This is a genomic window from Halobacillus sp. Cin3 (genome assembly GCF_947311855.1).
GTDB classification, from domain to species: domain Bacteria; phylum Bacillota; class Bacilli; order Bacillales; family Halobacillaceae; genus Halobacillus; species Halobacillus kuroshimensis.
Window position 1 is genome coordinate 911,514 of the sequence record NZ_CAMZMV010000001.1, and the last position, 21,262, is coordinate 932,775.

Annotated in this window: 17 protein-coding genes; 11 read left to right on the plus strand and 6 right to left on the minus strand. The window is 45.4% G+C overall.

Going from position 1 to position 21,262, the window contains the following annotated elements; all coding sequences use genetic code 11:
* Positions 1 to 452: 452 nt before the first annotated feature.
* The 3 genes from QMA39_RS04950 (at position 453) to QMA39_RS04960 (ending at position 4,533) form a co-directional block, all read left to right on the plus strand.
* Positions 453 to 1,595, plus strand: coding sequence for a glycosyltransferase family 1 protein (locus QMA39_RS04950; protein WP_281658095.1), 1,143 nt, complete (start codon positions 453 to 455; stop codon positions 1,593 to 1,595).
* Between the two features lie 15 nt (positions 1,596 to 1,610).
* On the plus strand, positions 1,611 to 2,912 hold the full coding sequence (locus tag QMA39_RS04955; protein ID WP_281658096.1) for a UDP-glucose/GDP-mannose dehydrogenase family protein: 1,302 nt from the start codon (positions 1,611 to 1,613) through the stop codon (positions 2,910 to 2,912).
* 181 nt (positions 2,913 to 3,093) lie between these two features.
* Positions 3,094 to 4,533 (plus strand): MDR family MFS transporter, encoded by a 1,440-nt coding sequence (locus QMA39_RS04960; RefSeq protein ID WP_281658379.1) that lies wholly within the window; start codon positions 3,094 to 3,096, stop codon positions 4,531 to 4,533.
* Positions 4,534 to 4,735: 202 nt separating this feature from the next.
* On the opposite strand, the gene iadA is transcribed toward QMA39_RS04960, so the two are convergent.
* Complete coding sequence (iadA, locus tag QMA39_RS04965; protein WP_281658097.1) at positions 4,736 to 5,902, minus strand: beta-aspartyl-peptidase; 1,167 nt, start codon at positions 5,900 to 5,902, stop codon at positions 4,736 to 4,738.
* 26 nt (positions 5,903 to 5,928) lie between these two features.
* Entirely contained in the window at positions 5,929 to 7,425 is a 1,497-nt protein-coding gene (gene yfcC / locus QMA39_RS04970) for a putative basic amino acid antiporter YfcC (protein ID WP_281658098.1), read from the minus strand.
* Between the two features lie 159 nt (positions 7,426 to 7,584).
* Between yfcC and QMA39_RS04975 the strand changes: the two genes are divergently transcribed.
* Positions 7,585 to 9,603, plus strand: coding sequence for a sigma 54-interacting transcriptional regulator (locus QMA39_RS04975; protein WP_281658099.1), 2,019 nt, complete (start codon positions 7,585 to 7,587; stop codon positions 9,601 to 9,603).
* A 364-nt stretch (positions 9,604 to 9,967) separates the two neighbouring features.
* Here QMA39_RS04975 and QMA39_RS04980 read toward each other — a convergent pair whose 3' ends face one another.
* Entirely contained in the window at positions 9,968 to 11,080 is a 1,113-nt protein-coding gene (locus QMA39_RS04980) for an FAD-dependent oxidoreductase (protein WP_281658100.1), read from the minus strand.
* A 173-nt stretch (positions 11,081 to 11,253) separates the two neighbouring features.
* On the opposite strand from QMA39_RS04980, the gene QMA39_RS04985 reads away from it, so the two are divergent.
* Complete coding sequence (locus QMA39_RS04985) at positions 11,254 to 11,475, plus strand: hypothetical protein (protein ID WP_281658101.1); 222 nt, start codon at positions 11,254 to 11,256, stop codon at positions 11,473 to 11,475.
* Between the two features lie 42 nt (positions 11,476 to 11,517).
* On the opposite strand, the gene QMA39_RS04990 is transcribed toward QMA39_RS04985, so the two are convergent.
* Positions 11,518 to 12,990, minus strand: coding sequence for a UDP-N-acetylmuramoyl-L-alanyl-D-glutamate--2,6-diaminopimelate ligase (locus tag QMA39_RS04990; protein WP_281658102.1), 1,473 nt, complete (start codon positions 12,988 to 12,990; stop codon positions 11,518 to 11,520).
* A gap of 226 nt (positions 12,991 to 13,216) precedes the next feature.
* Between QMA39_RS04990 and sppA the strand changes: the two genes are divergently transcribed.
* From sppA to QMA39_RS05020, 6 genes are all read left to right on the plus strand, one after another.
* Positions 13,217 to 14,218: a signal peptide peptidase SppA gene (sppA, locus tag QMA39_RS04995; RefSeq protein ID WP_206932872.1), complete on the plus strand. Its 1,002-nt coding sequence runs from the start codon at positions 13,217 to 13,219 to the stop codon at positions 14,216 to 14,218.
* Between the two features lie 12 nt (positions 14,219 to 14,230).
* The gene (locus QMA39_RS05000) at positions 14,231 to 14,767 is read left to right on the plus strand and encodes an RDD family protein (RefSeq protein WP_206932873.1); all 537 of its coding nucleotides are present in this window, start codon (positions 14,231 to 14,233) and stop codon (positions 14,765 to 14,767) included.
* Positions 14,768 to 15,058: 291 nt separating this feature from the next.
* Positions 15,059 to 16,429, plus strand: coding sequence for a spore germination protein (locus QMA39_RS05005; RefSeq protein ID WP_281658103.1), 1,371 nt, complete (start codon positions 15,059 to 15,061; stop codon positions 16,427 to 16,429).
* On the plus strand, positions 16,422 to 17,516 hold the full coding sequence (locus QMA39_RS05010) for an endospore germination permease (protein WP_281658104.1): 1,095 nt from the start codon (positions 16,422 to 16,424) through the stop codon (positions 17,514 to 17,516). Before QMA39_RS05005 ends, QMA39_RS05010 begins: the two co-directional genes overlap by 8 nt.
* Positions 17,506 to 18,651 (plus strand): Ger(x)C family spore germination protein, encoded by a 1,146-nt coding sequence (locus tag QMA39_RS05015; protein WP_281658105.1) that lies wholly within the window; start codon positions 17,506 to 17,508, stop codon positions 18,649 to 18,651. Before QMA39_RS05010 ends, QMA39_RS05015 begins: the two co-directional genes overlap by 11 nt.
* A 67-nt stretch (positions 18,652 to 18,718) precedes the next feature.
* The gene (locus QMA39_RS05020; protein WP_281658106.1) at positions 18,719 to 19,441 is read left to right on the plus strand and encodes a 3-ketoacyl-ACP reductase; all 723 of its coding nucleotides are present in this window, start codon (positions 18,719 to 18,721) and stop codon (positions 19,439 to 19,441) included.
* A gap of 135 nt (positions 19,442 to 19,576) precedes the next feature.
* Here the strand turns inward: QMA39_RS05020 and QMA39_RS05025 are convergent, their stop codons facing one another.
* Both QMA39_RS05025 and QMA39_RS05030 read right to left on the minus strand, forming a co-directional pair.
* Positions 19,577 to 20,317 carry an ABC transporter permease gene (locus QMA39_RS05025; protein WP_281658107.1) on the minus strand — a complete coding sequence of 247 codons (741 nt, stop codon included), beginning with the start codon at positions 20,315 to 20,317 and terminating at the stop codon, positions 19,577 to 19,579.
* Positions 20,314 to 21,225, minus strand: a complete 912-nt coding sequence (locus tag QMA39_RS05030; RefSeq protein WP_206932882.1) for an ABC transporter ATP-binding protein — start codon at positions 21,223 to 21,225, stop codon at positions 20,314 to 20,316. The genes QMA39_RS05025 and QMA39_RS05030 overlap by 4 nt, the downstream gene beginning before the upstream one ends.
* Positions 21,226 to 21,262: the final 37 nt, after the last annotated feature.

Genomic DNA, 21,262 nt, shown 5'->3' on the forward strand with positions numbered 1-21,262 from the left:
AATTATGTAGATATTTTTGTGGTTTAAAACCGGTGAAATGACGGTATATGCTAAGTACTAACAAATCGGTTCTCTCCGTTCGGCACTTGTCCCCAAATCCATTCAAACCCCTGAGGAGGAAAACCAATGAAAATCAAAGTTGGTATTTGGACGCGTTTGACAAACAAGGACAAAATGATTCTCTTAAAAGCGGTAAGCCAGCAGTCCATCTCTAAAAAATCCGCATAAATCTTTCTACTTTACCCATGCCCCGGGAAAGCAGCGGAAACCGACAACCATCCTCCTATACGTATGGTCAAACCTGCCCAGGCAGGTTTTTTGCTGTTTTCAAATGTACATTATGAACGCTGTGTAAAGTTCACCTCGATATCCGCCTCCCCCGCATAATCATTTTTTCAGGCGAATAAATAAATACCAGTAGACATGCGTGAAAAACATGGAGGGGGAAAATCATGAAAGTCGCCATCTTCACCGATACCTACGCACCTCAAATCAATGGTGTTGCCAAAACGCTGAAGAAATGGACAGATTTCCTGGAAACAAAGCAGATATCCTACCGCCTATTCGCACCGAACCCCCTTGAAACCTGTGATTATAACGAGAATATCCACCGCTTTAAAAGTCTTCCTTTCTGGTTATATCCGGAATGCCGTCTGGCCCTTCCCCGTCTGTCCCATATCCGAATGGAACTGGAACAGTTCAAACCAGACATCATTCACGTTGCGACACCGTTCAATATGGGGTGGACAGGTCATCATTATGCCCGGAAACTGAACATCCCTTTGGTCGCGTCGTACCATACACATTTTCACAAGTACCTTGACTTTTACAAAATGTCCTGCTTAACCCCCTTGATCTGGAAGTATATGCGGTGGTTTCACAAGCCTTTCAAACGGATTTTCGTCCCGTCCATGGAGACGAGGGACGAGCTGCTTAAGAAAGGATTAACCAATGTGCGCATCTGGTCAAGAGGAGTGGACAGTGACCATTTCCACCCATGGCCACACTCTACTTACCTGCAAGACACATTCGGGGCCACTGAGCCCTTCATCTTAACGTATGTCGGCCGGCTGGCTCCTGAGAAGGGATTGGACATTCTCATGAAAACAGCTGCCGCTCTCCCTTCAGAATGGCAGCCATATATTCATTGGATGATAGTCGGAGAAGGGCCTTTATATCAAACGCTTCAACAGGAAGCACCGTCCAACATGACCTTTACCGGTTACAAAGGTGGGATGGATCTGAGCCGGATCTATTCAGAATCCGCTCTGCTCGTTTTCCCCTCTGCGACGGAGACATTCGGAAATGTCGTGCTGGAGGCTCTGGCATCCGGAACACCGGCCGTTGTAGCAGATTCCGGGGGCGTCAAGGAAATTGTCCAGCACGGGAAAACAGGCTGGGCCTGTACACCAGATGATCCTTCCAGCTTCGTTTCAGCAGTCACACACCTGCTGCAGAATCCGCTTTTATTGAAGGCCATGAGCGAAAAGGCCAGAGCATATGCCTTAACCCGTTCTTGGGATGCAGTATTCTATGGCTTGTTGCAGGAGTATCAAACCATCCTGGAAGAAGTTCCGATGCTGTCCCATGCGTAAAAAGGAGATGATGATGTGAATAAGCTGGCTGTCATTGGAACAGGGTACGTGGGACTAGTTACAGGAATCTGCCTGGCTTCCTGCGGGCATCATGTCACCTGTATGGATGTTGATGAATCTAAGATTGACCAGATCAGCCGGGGGGACCTCCCTCTTTTCGAGCCGGGGTTACAGGAGCTCCACGAAACATGCACAGCCGCCGGCAGCCTTTCCTATACGACGAGTCCGGAAGAAGCTGTCCAGGATGCAGAAGCGGTTTTCATTGCTGTCGGGACACCTCCACGCAAAGACGGGAGTGCTGATTTATCTTACCTTCATGCCGCCGCCCACGATATAGCTCCATTCATTCAAAGAAATACAGTCCTCATCATCAAAAGTACGGTTCCTGCTGGTACTCATGCAGATATTAAAGATCAGCTGGACCGAACGACCGGGCAGTCCGTCCAAGTGGTTTCCAACCCTGAATTTTTAAGAGAGGGATCAGCTGTCAACGATTTTTTTTACGGTGACCGTATTGTCATCGGTTCAACCGATCCTTGTGCAGCTGCCTTCGTTGAGCATATTTATGAGAGCCTCCCTGCCCCGGTCCTTCATACAGATCCACAGACAGCAGAAATGATCAAATATTCATCCAACGCCTTTCTGGCCGCTAAAATCAGCTTTATCAATGAGATGGCGTCCTTATGTGAAGCTGAAGGCGCCGATATCACGATAGTGGCTGCAGGAATGGGGATGGATAAACGGATCGGTGAAAGTTTCCTAAGGGCCGGCATCGGTTACGGTGGCTCTTGTTTCCCTAAAGATACAGCCGCTCTGCTTTATTCAGCCCAGCAGAAAAAACTGCCCGTCCCCCTGCTTTCCTCCATCCATGAAGTCAATCGAAAACAGCCGGGGGCTTTCATTCAAAAGATCCTCGATCGATTTGGGTCTATAGAAGGAAAAAAAGCCGCTGTGCTTGGTTTAACGTTCAAGCCCAATACAGATGACCTGCGTCTATCCCCCTCCCGGGACGTTATCAATCTCCTCACCTCGGAAGGAGCAATGGTCATTGGATATGATCCTCTTATTAGTAAAAGCAGGAAGCGGATATGGCAGATCCCTCTGGCGGAAACGATGGAAGAAGCGTTGACAGGTGCTGATTTGGCCGTCATATGTACAGAATGGAAAGAAATCGTTGACTTCCCTCCAGACCGCTATCCTTCACTTATGAAGGAAGCCAATATTTTTGATGGAAGAAATTGTTACGCAATCAAACAAGCTTTACATCTGCCTATTTATTACTCCTCTGTCGGCCGGCCTGTGTATAAAGGATTATAACAAGGAAGCCTTCAGCGAAGAACTGAGGGCTTTTTTTATACCCTTAGTTTACATAATAATATACTTGTAATCTATTAGAGCAGAATGGTTTTCCCGCTGAAGAACACGGCGTATAATGGACGTTTAGTAGGTTGAAAAAGGAGGAAGGAATGTGTCCGAACAGACCCCCAATCGAATCCTGATGGCAGCTTTACTGCTTGCAGGATCGTTTATAACCATATTAAATCAGACGCTGATGATCACAGCCATCCCACCGATTATGGATGAAATGAACGTGTCGGCCAACTCGGCCCAGTGGCTGACAACCGTGTTCATGCTTGTCAACGGCGTCATGATACCAGTGACCGCCTTTTTAATTGAGCGTTTTTCCACCCGGCAGCTATTTTTAAGTGCCATGGGAATTTTCACAGTGGGGACCATCCTCGGAGGGATTGCCCCAAACTTTCCTATGCTCTTATTCGGCCGGGTGGTCCAGTCCATGGGCGCAGGTGTAATGCTGCCATTGATGCAGACCGTTTTCTTAATGATTTTCCCTGTCGAGCGCCGCGGCACGGCCATGGGTTACATTGGACTGGTTATTTCTTTTGCACCGGCCATCGGCCCCGCCTTGTCAGGATGGATCACTTCTGAATTCAGCTGGAGATTTTTATTCTGGCTCATTCTCCCGCTGCCCATTCTTATCATCATTGTTGCGTATTTCATATTGAAAAATGTAACAAAACTGACCTATCCAACGGTCGATCCCCTATCAATCATCCTGTCTTCAGCAGGATTTGGAGGACTTTTGTATGGCTTTACACTGGCAGGAAACGCCGGATGGTCTTCACCATTTACACTAGCCGTTCTCGCTGGAAGCTCAGCTGCCCTCGCTTTATTCATAACAAGGCAGCTGAAAATGGAGCATCCGATGCTGGAATTCCGTGTGTTCTGCTATCCTGTTTTTTCAATAACGACCGGAATTGCCATGATTGCCTTTTTAGGCTTAATCGGATCGGAAACCTTGATCCCTCTTTACATGCAGGACATGCGGGAATTTACAGCCTTCGAATCCGGACTGGCCCTGCTTCCGGGTGCCGTTATTACAGCATTCATGTCTCCGATAACAGGAAGGATTTTTGACAAAATCGGTGCCCGGCTGCTGGCGGTCTGTGGACTGATCATTCTTACCGGAGCCACAGCAGCCTTTTCGTTCCTGGATATCCAGACAACATTCACGACCATTACAGTCCTGTATGCCATTCGGATGTTCGGCCTCTCCATGGTTATGATGCCTGTGACAACGGCAGGATTGAACCAGCTGCCTAACCGGTTGATTCCGCACGGGACTGCGATGAGTAATACCATGCGGATGGTGGCTGCATCTGTTGGCACAGCCGTTCTTGTAACGATTATGACATCAACAACCCAGACAGCTGGAGCTGATCCCGCCATTGATCATCCTGCGATTTTTGGAGTGAACACGGCCTTTATGGTCATTACAGCCTTATCTATTGCGGGAATTGTGCTGGCATTTTTTGTGAAAAAGACCCACCCGCCTGATGAAGCAGAAGCAGCTTCTCCTGCACCGGAAACGGACAAAGAAGAAGCTTCCCTTCACACTTCATATGGGCATTCCAAATAAAAAAAGCGTGTAGAGAAACTTCATGTTTTTCTACACGCTTTTTTCTTACGAGCTCTCTGACCACGCCGTATCCGCAATACAATATAGTCTCAGAACTTCTCATTGTTTCAATCCTATAAGCTTGCATCGATAGAAATAACATTACATATAAATAGAGCACCCCGGGCCGGTGGATAGACTGAATCGGGGCGTATATTTAATTTTATTCAAATGTTCCTTTAACTAGAGGCTCTCCATCTCTCACCATTTCCCTTCCTAAAGCGATGACACGAGAAATTCTCAGTGTTTCCGGCTCCATCAAGATAAGGTCAGCCTCTTTACCAACTTCGATCTTCCCTTTAGCAGGCAGCCCCAAAATAACAGCCGGATTAAGCGTGATGACACGCAGAGCATCCTCCAAGCGCACCTTCTGATCCAGAACGGCCTCTTTAAAAGCTTCATAAAGCGAGGAGATTTTGCCTACCTTCAAACCAATCAGAATGCCTTGATCATCAAAATCCGGAAGGCTTCCCTGGGCGTCGGAAGTAAAGGTGATTTGTTCAACCGGCACCCCCTGATCGAGCATGCGTTTCAAGGCTTCACTACTTTTTACTTCGCCGTCTTCTAAAAATTTCGGAATGGTACTTGTCGTTAAATCTACATATCCTCCCTTTTTGGCATATTGGATGCCTGCTTCAAATAGATCGGCATTACGATTGATGTGTGTCGGGTAAAATTGCGTTATGGGTATATCAGTCGTTTCGATAACTCTCTCTATAAGATTTAATTTATCTGGGCTATCCCCGACATGCACATTCACAACTCCCTTCTTTCCGGACAGCATCCCACCGATACGCGCCTCCGAAGCGATTTTTGCTATTTCTTCAACAGTCGGCTGAGAAGATCGATGGTCGGATATGGCGATTTCTCCCGCTCCTATAATCAAGTCAATCAACAAAATGTCGTCTTCAATGTTTCCTGTCAAAGTCTTTACCGGGACTTGGTAGGAACCTGTGTGACAATAACAGGTAATTCCCTCTTCCCTCAATGCACGCGCCTTAGCCAACAGATTCGGCATTGTCCGTGTCGTCCCATCCGTGCCGATGACACCTACAAGGGTTGTTACTCCACTTAAGGTGGCATCCGTCAGGGTTAATTCCGGTGTGCGGGTACGGAAGCCTCCTTCTCCGCCCCCTCCTGTAATATGGACGTGGCCATCAATAAACCCTGGAGTCAACACCTTCCCCTCAGCTTCGATGACATTCACCTGTGCACCGGACAAGTCTATACGGTCCTGGATATCTGCAATCCGCCCATCGGCAATCAACACATCTTTTTCCCCTAAAAACTCAGGAGCATATACGGTTGCCTGTTTGAATAGAGTGATCAATTCTCATACCTCCTGTGTTGTTTCACTTAATTGAAATTGATAAGTACGGCGACAATGATAAAAATTGACGCGAGTCCGAAGAGAAGCAGCTGGAATTTGAAGATGAAACGGAACCAGTTCGCCCAGTCCAACCGTGCTGCTCCTAATGTACCCATAAGAGCCGCAGAAGTAGGTACGATGATATTCGTCAACCCGTCACCTAATTGGAATGCAAGGACAGCTACCTGTCTCGTCACCCCTGCAATGTCAGCTAACGGAGCCATCAGCGGCATCGTCAGAGCCGCTTGACCGGAACCTGATACGACAAAGAAGTTGAAGACTGATTGGAATAAAAACATCAACCATGCAGAGATCACCTCAGGCACACCTTCGAACACCTGTCCCGCTGAATGAAGAACCGTATTCAGCACAGAAGCTGCAGCCGGATCGTCACCTCCTAAAATGATAATGATCCCTTTAGCCATCCCTACGACTAAAGCAGCTGGCAGGAGATCTTTCGCTCCTTGAGCAAACCCTTCGGCAATATCATTGACTCTCATATTGTTAAGCTTGAAGATTACACCAATCATTCCTGCCACAAGACCAATCGTAAAGAACTGGCTAGCGATTTCCGGAATATAATAAGCGTGTTGAATCACTCCCCATATGATCCAAGCAATACCTAATACAACCGTTAAAATAACAAGAATGTGACCGAATTTGAAATTGACCTTCAAGTCTTTTTGCTCAAAGTCATCCCTGAAGTATTGATCGGATTCATAAGCTAGTGATCGGGTCGGATCTTTTTTCACAGAACTGGCATATTTCCATGTATAGTAAGTACCAATGGCCGTAAAGACCAGCCACATGGTAAACCGGAACGGGGTCCCTGATAAAACAGGTACATCTGACACTCCTTGAGCAATGGCCACACCAAATGGGTTCATCCAGGATGTCGCAAATCCAATTTGCGTGGCTACATAAGTAATCATGATTCCTGTAATGGCATCATAGCCAAGCGCCACCACGAGCGGCACCAGAATCATAGCGAAAGCGATGGCTTCTTCTCCCATACCGAAGACAGCGCCACCCAAGGAAAACAAAAAGAACATGATCGGAATAATCAATACTTCTTTCCCCTTCGTTCGATCGATGACCGACAAAATCCCTTCCTCAACAGCCCGTGTTTTCATAATGATCCCAAAGGCACCGCCGATAATCAGGATAAACGCGACGACTCCCACAGCAGATCCCCACTTATCCCCTGAAACTAACCCCTCAAATACATAATTTAAAAGACCGGCTCCTCCAAAAGGCTCGAACAAGCTTGTCCCCTGCAGCGTACTTTCTTCAGCCACTGAAAAGCTATCGGGTACGAGAACTGTCCTTGATTCTTCTGTGCCTGAATTGTCATACGTCACCTCTTTTGTTTCAAATGTCCCAGCAGGTATTATATAGGTTAATAAAGCTGCAAATAGGACAACGAAAAAGATGATGATGTACGTATGAGGCATCTCGAACTTCTTTTTCCGCTTCTTATCCATGCGTTTTCCCCCTTTTTGATCCACCTACCATTACACATGCAAGTTTCATGCCAAAGATAAATTCTGAAAATTCCACCTGGCATAAGGCCGCAAACCTAAAACCGGTTTGAATTGGGTGTTATAATATAACCCAATAAAGACCAATAAAGGAATGATAGGATGAAAAATCAAATAACCTTGTTAACGGGAACAAAAGAAACAAAAATGGCACTCCACCAGCAATTGGAAGATATTCTAGGAGAATTCATTCACATTGAGAGTTATGCCGTGGATGAACAAGTCCTCGATCAAATCCGTGACGATTTAATCATCTTTTCTTCTTATTTAATTGAAAAGGAAGCCTCACCTTTCATTGCTCCTGGATCACATCAAAAAACAGCCATACGCACGATTAATTACCAACACATTGAACGATTATTGGAACTAGAAGAAGGAACCTCCGTTCTTTGTGTCAATGACACATTTGAAATGGCAGAAGAAACGATCGACACATTAAAAAAGATGGGTATGAACCATCTTTCCTATACCGCTTATTATCCAGGACAAAAGAATACATATGACATCTCAACCGCCATTACCCCAGGCGAGGTTACACTCGCCCCTCCTTCGGTAGACAAAATCATTGATATCGGTGTACGCCTTATCGATATTACGACATTGATTGAAATTCTCGATCACTTCCACTTAAAGGAAAAGCTCGGGGGAATGATTTCAAACCGGTACACAGGAAAAATCATTGATTTAAGCAAAAAACTTTCAGAAATGAACAAACAAACGGAGCTCTTAAACCAACACCTTCAGCAGGTGGTCGATGGGGTGAACGATGGAGTTATGGCAATTGACTCCGATCAAAAGGTTACAGTGTTCAATCCTTTCATTGAAAAATACAGTGGTCTAGCGAAAGTACATGCTATGGGAAAACCGGTCCACCAATTATTCAAGGAACCTAAGCTCCTTAAATTTATGACCTCCCCTCAGGAAGAAGGACTGTATTTTCCTTTAAACGGCTATAACCTTATGATCTACCGAATCCAATGGGAAGAAAGCGACAATGTGATCTTCATTTTCAAAAACTCTGATGAAACCATCACAATGGAAAAAGCGGCCCGGAAACAATTGTTGAAAACGGGATATATCGCAAAGTACACATTCAAACATATTATCGGAAACAGCCCGGCGATACAAAAAGCGAAAAACATCGGAATTAAACTTGCGAAGACTCCTCTCCCTGTTTTAATACATGGGGAGAGCGGAACCGGAAAAGAACTGTTCGCCCATGCGATTCACCATGAGTCCGACCGCCGTAATGAACCCTTCCTCGCGGTAAACTTCAGCGCATTACCAGAAGACTTATTGGAAAGTGAACTGTTCGGGTATGAAGAAGGAGCTTTTACAGGAGCTAAAAAAGGCGGTAAAAAAGGGTTGTTTGAACAAGCGGATGGCGGAACCATTTTCCTTGATGAAATCGGAGATATCAGCTTGAAGCTCCAAGCTCGTTTATTACGCGTGATCCAGGAGATGGAGATCCGTAAGATTGGAGGATCTAAGACCATCCCCATTAACATTAGGGTCATCGCCGCTACGAATAAGGATTTACTTGAGCTCATCGATCAGGGGAAATTTAGAGAAGACCTTTACCATAGACTTAAAGTTCTATACGTATCCGTTCCTCCACTTAGAGAACGAAAAACAGATATTCCTGCACTTGTGGAACAATTCTTATTGGAAAACTATACGCCCAATAAAGCGCTGGGCAAAGGATTGCTTGGAGAATTGATGAGCTATGAATGGTTCGGAAACATCCGCGAATTAAAAAATACAATTTCCTATCTCCTTACCGTGTCAGAAGGGGATACCATTACGATTGATGACCTTCCTGATGCAGATTTTTTCCAAAGGCCGAAGAAGAATACTAAACGCGAAACGACAAGTCTGGTGGATGATCATTTGAACAAGAAAGTGTTGTCGGTTGTCTTGTCATTAAATGAAGCGTTGATCAATGCGAGCCGTAAAAAAATCCTTGAGAAACTCTCCGCCGAAGAATCCATCCCCTTATCTGAACAGCAGGTTCGCAGAGTGTTGACAGAGTTAAAGGAACGTGGATTTGTTACGATTAAACGCGGCCGGGCAGGCACACAAATCACAGAGGCAGGGGCTGACTATATTCGCAAAAACTAACGCAACCCCATTTGTTAGAACGATATGCTGACAAACTCTCTGAACCGCAAGAAAAACATATAATAATACAGTTATTGTGCTGACATTCCCTCTTTCTCTTTCATTTTGTAAAAAGATCTGACAGCAGAAAAAGAAAAATCAAAGCAGGTCTTTTACATACATGAAACGCTGAAGTGATGGGAGATTGATGCCTTTTGTGATTGGAATATTCGTTTTCCTGAAGAGTCTTTGAAGTAAAGAAAAACACACCACTGAACAGTGATGTACTTCATGAATACCACATACTTTTCTTTAAAGACAAACTTTTGACATGGCAGAAATAGAAGTGATGCACGGACCTTACAATATACAAAACAGTCGTTTATCACTTAAATAACCGGTCGATTGTGTAAGGACTGATGTCCATGGACGTATCCTCTCCTGCTGCAAGAGCAGCCAGCTGTGCCCCGACAAAAGGACCACTCGTCAGGCCGGACGCCCCAAGACCGTTAGCAGCAAGGATATGCGGCTGATTAGGCAGGCGGCCGAAGACAGGGAGGGATCCAGGGGTAAAAGGTCTGAACCCTACCTTCGTTTCTACGTAGGCAGCCTCCTTCAACCCCGGAGCTGTACGAAGAGCTTTTTCCAGCAATTGATGAATCCCACCGGCTGTAACTCGTGAATCATGCTCCTGAACCTTTTCTTTCGTGGCTCCAACAACAAGTTTCCCTTCTTCAAAACCAAGCATATAGTAGCTGAAAGGCGGCAGGAGGACCGGCCAGTGCTCCGTTGCCTGCCCGGTCAGATGAAGGTGGATGATCTGCGCTTTCTCGAAGGTGACCCGGGGGCTCAGGGCAGAAGGCGCAAACAATTCCCGCATCCAGGATCCATTCGTAAGGATGATTTGATCGGCATGCTGCGGCACACCATCAATGTCGACACCTTGGATTTCCCCTTTATACGTACGCAAAGAGGCGTTCCCATGGATAACTTCTGCTCCTTTCCGTTCGGCCGCTTTCAAGAGGGATTCGGTGATACGGCTGCCGTTTACTCTGCCCGCCCCCGACAGGTGAAGAGAGCGGTAATGTTCCGCAAGAGGTGGAAACATCTCTCTTGTTTCTTTTGGAGACAGCTTCGAAATCTCCCCCATTTCGGGCGTTTCCATTTTCCGCATTTCTGCATAAGCGGCTTTCCGGTCAAGCTTTTCTTCTGTATCGAATATATTGAGGGCGCCCACTCTTTTATATCCCGGTTCAGAAATACCGGCTTCCTTGAGCTGTTCCACCAGTTCAGGGTAATATCCGGCGCCGTTGACAGCGAGCTGATACCAGTCCTTACTCGTCCGGTTCGTCAGCCACGGACAGATGATTCCAGCTGCATTCCGTGTAGCCTGTCCACCTTCCCCACGGTCTACAATCGCCACTTTTTCTCCTTTTGAAGCTAAATGATAAGCTGTGGAAGCTCCCAGTATCCCAGCTCCAACAATTATATAATTCATCCTATACACCTACATTTTAATCATTTTCTTATGACAGTTTAAAGCAAAAATGTCTGGAAAGATAGGGAGCGCCACTATTTTCAATGCACCTCTCTGTGCAGAGACTCGTTCTTTGACGACCATCGAAATATGATAGGATGGATGAGAAGTTCCAAAAAGGAGTGAATCCGCTCATGAATGAACAATTAAAAACAGGGATTGCTTTGATCGCAAGTTTTTTTCTGACTTTTGCGGGAGCAAGCCGGATGTTAACAAGCCAGCTGGAAGATATGGCGGTATGGGTGGCATGGATTTTTGTCATTACGGGTGTGATCGGAATCATTGCCAATGGTCTGAAATGGAAAAAAATTAACCGTTCCCCCGGGACATCCAGCCCTAAGAGAAACCATAAATAAGAAAACGTCCAGCAACCGCTGGACGTTTTCAGGATTACCGTTTTATTGATACTGATGGACATCTGTCTTCATTTCGTTACGCAAGTTTACGACTGTCTCACGGTCCGAAGAAAACGGACGTTGATAGGACTGCTTGTACGTTTCATGACCTTTGCCGGTGATTACAATGACATCTCCTTCCCTGCCAGCCTCGACGGCCGTTTTTATGGCTGAGGTTCTATCAGGAATGATCCGCCCGTGAGCCCGGCCTTCTTCTTCATGAAGTTTGGAGAGGGCGGCCGTCATATCCTCATGAGAAACCGCGTTCAAATCGTCAAGGGTCAGGATATAGCCGTCGCTCCATTCTGCTGAAGCTTGCAGCATAGACGGCCGCTTGGACTCATCCCGATTCCCTCTAAATCCGAACACATGAGTTATATTCCCGTCAAACTGCCGAGCAGCGGTTTGGAGGATGTGACGAATACTGTCTGCTGTATGAGCATAGTCGATAATCACATGAGCACCATTCGGCATGGAATACTGCTCAAAGCGACCAGGAATACCTGGGAACGATTCTAAAGCATCGACCATGTTCCCTTTTGAAACTCCTAAATAAGCAGCAGCTGTACAAGCCTGCAGCGTATTATAGCTGTTGTAGACACCTGCAATCGGGGTTGGATAATAAGAAGGTTTTCCTCCTTCAAGGAAGCGGATCCCTTCGTCACTGACCTCATCGATCTGGATATCACAAGCATCATTTCCACCTATTGAGGTGACCGCAAGTCCTTCGTCTCTTAGCAGGTTGGAGAGTCTGTCCCCCCATGGGTCATCCACATGGATGATGGCCTGTCCCCTCTCCTTCATCATAAAAAAGAGTTTGGACTTCGCCTTAAAATATTCTTCCATTGATGGATGGTAATCCAAGTGATCCTGCTGAAGATTGGTGAATATCGTAATATCAAAAGACACCCCCTCCAGGCGATGCTGGTCAAGCCCATGAGAGGAGACCTCCATCACGATCACATCGTCCCTGCTTTCATACAACCATTTATGAAGGTCCACCACGCCGGGGGTCGTCTGGAACCCTTCCACGGATTTCCCATTCATATAATTCCCTACTGTTCCAAAGCGTCCGCAGGAAAAACCGCTGGATTCCAGAAGATGATGAAGCAGGTGTGTAATGGTCGTTTTTCCATTGGTCCCTGTCACTCCTATAATCCTTTTGTCACGTGCTGGATATTGATAAAAAGCAGCTGCCAGTATGCCCAGCGCTCTTCTCGGATGTTCGACGTACAGAAATGGTACGGGGATATTTTCCGGCTTTTTGCTTCCTACAATGAGTGCGGCTCCATTACGGCAGGCTTCCAATATATAATCATGGCCATCTGCTTCATGACCTTCTACCGCTGTAAATACTTGACCAGGACTCACCTGTCTTGAATCATCTGTGATTCCTGTTATGTCTTTTTCCAACCCAAGCTTTGTAAAGGGCTGGGGGTCTATGTTTAACAGTTCGAATACCTTGTTGATTTTCACGTGGACGACTCCTTTACTGCGACATTCAGTTACAGCCTTTATTCTAAAACAAGTCTGCCTTTCACGTACAAAATTTTTCATGATGTTATTGAATTTTAATGTCATGACCTAAATTTTGGTTCATAAGGAAATTTTGAAACCAACTCCTCCCCCCATCCGTATAGTAATTGTCGATAGAAATTCGATGAACATGTATACTATGGAAGAGATTGAAAGGAGAGTACATATGACAAAAAGAATTACCGCGGCAGTCATTGCCGGTGCCCTGCTGATTGTAGCGATTGCCGTCCAGGCGGCTGGAGCATTTTTATCACAGGAAGACGAAGAAAAAAACGGGGCCATGTCCCTTTTCTCCTCCAGTGAAAAGCTGGAAGAAAAAGTGGTGGAGCAAGGGTCTGGATCCAGCCGCATTGTAGAAATCAACCTTGAAGGAGCGATTATGGACAGCCCAAGCTCCAACACCAATCCGTTCAGCGGTGGAGGCTACCAGCATGACCGTTTTATGAAAAAACTCGAACAGATCAAAAATGATCCAACCATTAAAGGAGTGCACTTATATGTGAACTCGCCGGGCGGCGGTGTTTATGAGAGTGCAGAAATCCATGATAAACTGATGGAGATTAAAGAAGAAGACAAAATGATCTACGTGTCCATGGGGAACACGGCCGCTTCCGGCGGGTATTACATTTCAGCGCCCGCTGATCAAATTTATGCTTCCAACGACACGTTCACCGGCTCCCTTGGTGTCATTATGCAGAGTGTGAATTATCAGGAGCTCGCTAATGAGTATGGCGTCAAATTCAACACGATCAAGAGTGGCGAGTTCAAGGATATTATGAGTCCTACTAAAGAAATGACGGAGGCTGACAGAGAAATCCTCCAGACCTTGGTTGATGAATCCTATCAACAGTTCGTTGACGTCATTTCTGAAGGAAGAGATATGTCGGAAAGCCGTGTGAAGGAACTGGCTGATGGAAGAATTTATTCCGGTAAGCAGGCAGCTGAAAACGGACTTGTTGACCAGATCGGCTTCCGCGAAGATACCCTTGCTGCTTTAAAAGAGGAAATAGGTGGAAACCCACAGGTGTTCGAATACAAAAATAACATTACCTCTTTCTTTGATTTTCCAATGGCGCAGAGCTTGATGCCTGACAGTGAAATCCGTTATATTGAACAGTTGATCAGTGAGCGTCAAGGACCGACATTGATGTATATGTACACAGAATAAGGAGGAGTAAAGATGGAAACGACAGAATTTGAACAACCCAATCACCCATTATCCACTTTAGTCCTTCAGCAGAAGGATGATATTCAGAGAGTCATCTTTGCGGGATTTATCCCCCGCTTTTTTGCCTATCTCATCGACCTTCTCGTCATCTGGAGTGTGAATTCCATCGTAACAAAACCGCTGCTGCGCCTCGTTAACCTGGAGGATGCGCAGGTGTGGATCCCTTTGTTCAGTGCAGAAAATATCATGACGTCCCTGATTTTCTTCCTGTACTTCATTCTGATGACAAAGTTTTTCCAGGCATCGCTTGGAAAGATGGTGTTCGGTCTATCCGTTGTGTCCCTGACACGCAGCAGGATGAGTAATAGTCAGATTATCTTCCGGGAGTGCATCGGACGTTATATCAGCATGGCCCTTGGAGGAATTCCGTATCTTGTCGTGGCCTTCACAAAACGCCACCAGGGCATCCATGATTTGTTCGCCGATACTTCTGTGATCAAAAACCGTTTCACAGAATTGAACGAGCAGATCGAAGAGAACAACAAGTAATGAAAAGCCTGCTCCCTAAGAAGGAGCAGGCTTTTTTCATCGATATGGATCCTGTTTTCCCGTACCGTTCGTTTCCCCTTTTTCTCTTCGAAGCGCATTTAAATCCTTCTTGCTTTTATTTTTCGCTTTTTTTCCCATGTTCCACCCTCCTTTCCTTCTTATCCTTTGTTATTTTTCAGCAGATAATGAAGCAGTTTCTTCCATTCAGAAGTCTCTTCCGCTTTTCAGGGTAATCCCACATGATTGGCTCATACTAATAAAAATTCCAAGAATCTTATGGAGGGCTTTCCGTTGAATGTTAAGGAGTTCCTGTCCCAGAAGAAAAACGATGACTGTGTGACGGTCAAAACCATCCCATTTGATTCCCACAACATTTATGTCTTGTATATGCCCTCTAATACAGATATGACCAAGATCCAGGATTCCATTCTTGCTCCGCTGCTTGAGTGGAACAACCCGGAGGACAAAACCGTAGACCATGCATTTTCTGCGGAACCTTTGACAATCCTATCTAAAACAAAGGATATGGATAGTCATCTTCTCAATGGATATACACTAATGCTTGAGAATGAGACCGTATATGCTGTTGAAACGTGCGGATTCCATTACCGCGCTGTATCAGAGCCCGTATCTGAAATGACTCTCCGGGGTGCCAGGGATGGGTTTATTGAATCACTGGAGGAAAATATCAAGCTCCTCCGGGTTCATTTGAGGTCTACGCATTTAAAGTTCGAACACCTTTCTCTCGGTTTAAAAGCCTTCACACATGTCACCATTGCTTATGTGGAGGATGAAGCCAACGAAAAATTGTTGGAAGAAGTCAGAAAGCGCATAAAGGCGGTTAAGGAAGATTACCTCCCTGATGGAGGGGTTGTCGAACAAAGTCTGGAAAAGAATACGTTCTCTTTATTTCCTGAGCTACAGGAAACCGAACGACCTGCTAAAGTCGCCAACGCTTTGGCTGAGGGGAAAGTAGCCATTTTCGTGGAAGGATCCCCTTCCGTCCTGTTAGCTCCTGTAACATTGAATTCCCTTTTTCAGACATCAGATGATTATAACTTCAAATGGATCCCTGCTTCTCTCATTCGTCTGATGCGGTTTGCTGCCGCATTTCTTGCTGTTATGCTTCCCTCTATCTATATTTCGCTGATTTCCTTTCATCATGGATTAATTCCTACAGATCTGGCTATTTCCATATCCAAAACGAGGGAAGGCGTTCCGATCCCCTCGTTTATGGAAGCATTTATTATGCAGATGACCATTGAAATCCTCAGGGAAGCAGGTATCCGGCTGCCTAAGCCTATCGGGCCTGCTGTCAGCATCGTAGGAGCCATAGTAATAGGTGAAGCGGCTGTGACAGCCGGAATCGTCAGTCCATTGATGATTATCGTCGTCGCTTTTGCTGCCATTTGTTCCTTTACCATTGTAGACTACAGCCTCAGCCTTGCGTTAAGGACGGTGAGTTTCATCATGCTGTTTGCTGCTGCCATGCTCGGCATTTACGGCTTAATCCTCGCTGTCTTTATTTTAAGTATCCATTTAATCCGGTTAAACAGTTTTACAGTCCCATACCTGGAGCCCTTTGCTCCTTATTACCCAAGCAGATGGAAAGACACATTGATCCGGTTACGATTTGATAAAGAAGGTGGTTCGGATGAGTGATTTAAGACAATTGACCTCCATCCAGCTGATCGTCATCTTTATATCGGCGATGATTGGTGTAGGAATCATATTAATGCCGCGAGACCTGGCCAACGCTGTTAATTCCCCGGACTTATGGGTCAGTATCATTACCGGTGCTTTTCTTATGTGCCTGATCGCCACTATGTATGTTTTACTAGTCACCCGTTATCCAGGTCTCACTTTCTTTGATATGTCAAAAAAGATCGCAGGCAGATGGATCGGAACGCTGATCAACCTCTTTTTCATTTTTTACTGTCTGATTGTAGCCTCTTATATTTTAAGAGTGACCACAGCGATTATTAAAAATTACCTGCTGGATACCACTCCTTTATACGTCATTATTGGCTCATTTCTGCTGGTCAGTCTTTATTTAATCAGTAACGGGCCGGGAGATGTCGTTCGGTTTTTCCAATTGTACTTTCCTGTCATGATGTTTATGTTTCTGATTCTTGCTCTGCTGAGCATCAAGGATGTAGATGTCCAGAACGTAAGGCCTGTTCTGCAAAGCAATCTGCTGACAACGGTCACACAATCGAAAATTACGTTTTTTTCGTTTATCGGCATTGAATTTCTAATGATTTTCTCCCCCCTTATCAAAAAGAAAAAAACAAGAAATCTGGCACTATCTGTATGGATCAGTATCATTGTGACAGCTGTGATCTATGTGATCTTTCACGTTTTAACTATTGGAGTTCTAGGCATAGCAGAACTGAAGGAAATCACATTTCCTACGATTGAAATGGCAAAGAGCATTGAGTTTCAAGGCTTTTTCTTTGAACGATTTGAATTGATATTTATTTTCGGCTGGCTGATCACTGTGTTCACCTCATTTACGACTTACACTTACGGCATGATTCTTGGGATCGAAAAGGTAACCAAGTCGGGCTGGTGGTGTATGGCTGGCGCAGGCCTTCTGATTTTCACCGTGGCCCTTTATCCGGAAGGGCTTACGGAAGTGCTGGATTATTCCTCACATATCCAATGGATCGGTGCTGTTGCGGTTATTGGTTTTCCCGCACTTATGCTGCTCATATCCTTGATGAGGAGGCAGACACATGACACTTAAATCTTTTTTCTGCCTGGTTTGTTCCGCCGTCCTTTTATCAGGATGCTGGGATACTAAGGAAATTGAAGATGTCGGTATTGTTACAGGACTTGCATTGGACGTAGCCGAAGAAGAAGAGCTGCTAATGATCAACCAATATGTAAAACCGGGGCAGATTCCTACACAGCAGGATAGTTCTCAGCAGGACAGCCCCTATCAGAATCTTGAATCGACCGGAACAACGCTGTTTGAAATGATACGTGAGAACTCTTTGGAGAGTAACCGTCCGCCCAACTATACCCATTTAAAATCGATTTTATTTTCAACCAAACTGCTCGAAAAAGAACCGCTCAATCAACTGATTGATCTTTACATCCGTGATCACGAATTCCGTAGAACTGTTCCTGTATTCATTACGATGGATCCCGTTCAGAAGATATTCAACGCCCAGCCTGAAAAAGAGCTGTTTCCATCCATACAGATTAAGGAATTAAGCGAGAACTATCATAAGAATAATACCAACCCTAAAAACTTAACGATCGGAGATATGTCCCAGTATATTTCAGAAAAAAAGAGCTTTATTATACCTGGAATGGCTATGATTAATGGAAATATCAAATCCTACGGAGCCGGCGTCATTTCAGGTGAAACTTCCCAATACATCGGCTGGATCCCTCTTGAAAAAATGGAGGGCATCCGGTACCTTCATAACAATGTGGAAGGCGGATACCTTTACTTAAGCGAAAAAGATATAACAGACGGACCGGTTGTTCTCGAGATTAAGGGAGCCAATTCCAATTTTGATGTTTCCCTCTCTGACGGAAATCTCTCCATGAGGGTCGATGTAGAGGTGACCACTTCCCTTGGAGAAGACTGGGGTGTCGACCGCAACGTTTTTAAAACCGGGTGGGAAAAGGAAATCAAAAAAGCTGCGGACAAAGATATCGAGGATAAGGTTGATGTCATTCTTCAAATAGCCCAGAAAGAATTAAAAACGGATTTTGCCCACCTTTCCCAATGGGTCCGCATCCATCAGCCGGACTACTGGAAAGAACATAAAGAGGAGTGGGATGAAATTTTCACTCAGATGGACATTGATGTCCAAGCGGATGTAAGTATAAAAGACTTTGGCACACAAAACTTCAATATGGAGTAACATCCTTTGAATCCTTTCGTTCTACCGTTTACACTTTAAATAGAAAATGTAAGAAAGGATGAGCAGAATGGGACAGGAAATCAAAGGAAAAACCGCCTATATCACAGGAGCTGGACGCGGCATCGGTAAAGCTGCCGCACTTAAACTTGCCGCTGAGGGCGTTCACGTCGGGTTGATGGCCCGCACAGAAGACGAGTTAAACAAAACAGCAGATGAAGCAAGAGCTTTTGGAGTACAAGCCGCTGCGGTCTCTGTGGACATTTCCGGACTGGAGGATGTAGAGCAGGCTGTGCAGCAATTAAAAGATGAGATCGGCCCCGCCGATATTCTCATTAATAATGCCGGTATTGGTCTTTACGGAGACTTTCTCGACATCGATCCCGAAGATTGGAAACGGACATTTGAAGTCAATGTGTTCGGCACATACCATATAACAAGAGCAGTCCTCCCTCATATGCTTAACAAAAATCATGGGGACATCATCAATGTTTCTTCAAGCAATGGACTTAAAGGAACAGCTGGATCCACTTCCTACAGTGCCTCAAAATTTGCTGTCCAGGGAATGACAGAAGCACTGATGCAGGAAGTGCGCCGCAGCAACATCCGCGTCTTCACACTAAATCCGAGCCTTGTGGCTACAGAACTTGCTTTCGGAGAGGACTTGGAAGAGCAGGATAAGGAAAAATACATGCAGCCGGAGGATATCGCCGAATATATGACGGCTCAATTGAAACTACACCCGAGAATCTTCATCAAACAGTCCCTTCAATGGGCCACCAATCCGTTCTAGTGGATACTGATAAAAAACCCCGTCCAGTGAGGGACATCTTCCCCACTGAACGGGGTTTTTCATATTCCTTCTATTGTCAAGATGATGCTCAACGGATGATTCAAGATGCTGCGTAAGATTCTACAAAAAGGATCTTTATTGACCACTCCAGCGGAAAAATCTAGCGGCTAGTATCGTGGATACTACGGCGATGCCGATCAACACCATTGACTCCAGTCCATATTCCATAATTGGCGCTTCGTTCCACGTCCCACGCAGAAGTTCAATCACATAATAAAGTGGAAGGATTCTGGCTGTATATTGGAGGACTTCCGGCATCATTTCCAGGGGAAAAGTAGCTCCTGACAAGAAGATCATCACATTCAAAAACAATGAACTGATCGCAGCCGCAGATTGTGTATTTTTAGCCAAAGATGTGATAAAAAGAGCAAAAGGGAAAAAGGCAGCTATACTTAGAAAAAGAGCAGCTAGTGTGCTTCCTATATAAAGAGGAATTTCCAGGTCGTACAGCAGCATTCCAAATACAAGAAGAAGCAGAGCAGAACAAAGAAAAATCACCGTCCCTTGAACCGTATGAGCAGCCAGAATCTTCCACGGTTGTAAAGGGGTGGATTGATATCTGCGCAGGACTCCGGTCTCCCTGTAGCCGGCCAGGACGGTTCCCAAGGTAAAAAAGGAAGTAGTCACGATATTCACCCCGATCCAGGAGGGTACAAATAATGCAGCAAATGAAAAGTTTCCTTCAGCATTGTCTCCAAACATGGATCCAAACAGCCAGATCATGACGACTGGAAATAAAAAGGTCCAGAATACACTGAGACGGTCGCGGAAAAACATTTTCGTTTCCAGCTGTGCAAGCTTCCATACGACATTCATTTGGCTTCCTCCTTCTCCAAGTACTGGACAAACAGATCCTCCAACGTTCCTTTAGTAAATTGGAAATGATTTAAGGATAGATTCTCTTGATGACCATAGGTGAAGAGATGATAACTGGTGAGCTGCAGATCGTCACTGTACACTTTAAACGTATCCTCTTCTTTTTCAACTTTGACCACCCCCGGCATAGTTGGAAGCTTTACATAAGGAAAGTCATCGCTTTGGAATGTGATCAGCATGGCACCACTCTGCTCAAGTAGAGCGGAGGGTCGGTCCATTGCTTTCAGTTCACCACTGTAAATCATTGCCACCCGGTCACAGAGCTGTTCAGCCTCTTCCATATAATGAGTTGTCAACACAATAGTGCTTCCCTTCTCTCTCAACCGGCGGATCAACGTCCACATTTCCCTTCTGGCGTGGGGGTCCAGCCCCATACTCGGTTCATCAAGAAAAATGATTTCCGGCTGATGGAGGGTAGCCAGTGCCAGGGTCACCCGCTGCTTCCATCCTCCTGACAAATCTTCGAAACGGACATTCATTTTCTCCTCCAGGCCCAGCATCTCCACAAGCTGTTGTTTCATTACTTTTCCTGGATAAAAGGCAGCAAATAAATCCAGGGCTTCTTTCACTTTCATTTTCTTTTGGATGGATGTCGCCTGAAACTGAACACCGATCCGCTGATTCAATTGTTGAAGTTCCTTATTCGGCGTAAGTCCTAATACATCAATGGTTCCACTGTCAGGCTTTAAAATGCCTTCAATCATTTCCAGTGTCGTTGTCTTGCCCGCGCCATTGGGTCCAATGATTCCAAAAATTTCTCCCTTTTTGACGCTGAATGAGACCCCTTTGACAGCCTGCACTTTTCCGAAGCTTTTGGTCAATCTGTCAACTTTGATTACAACCTCCATTTGCTCTCCACCCCTTCTTCGTCCTTTCTGACCCTTC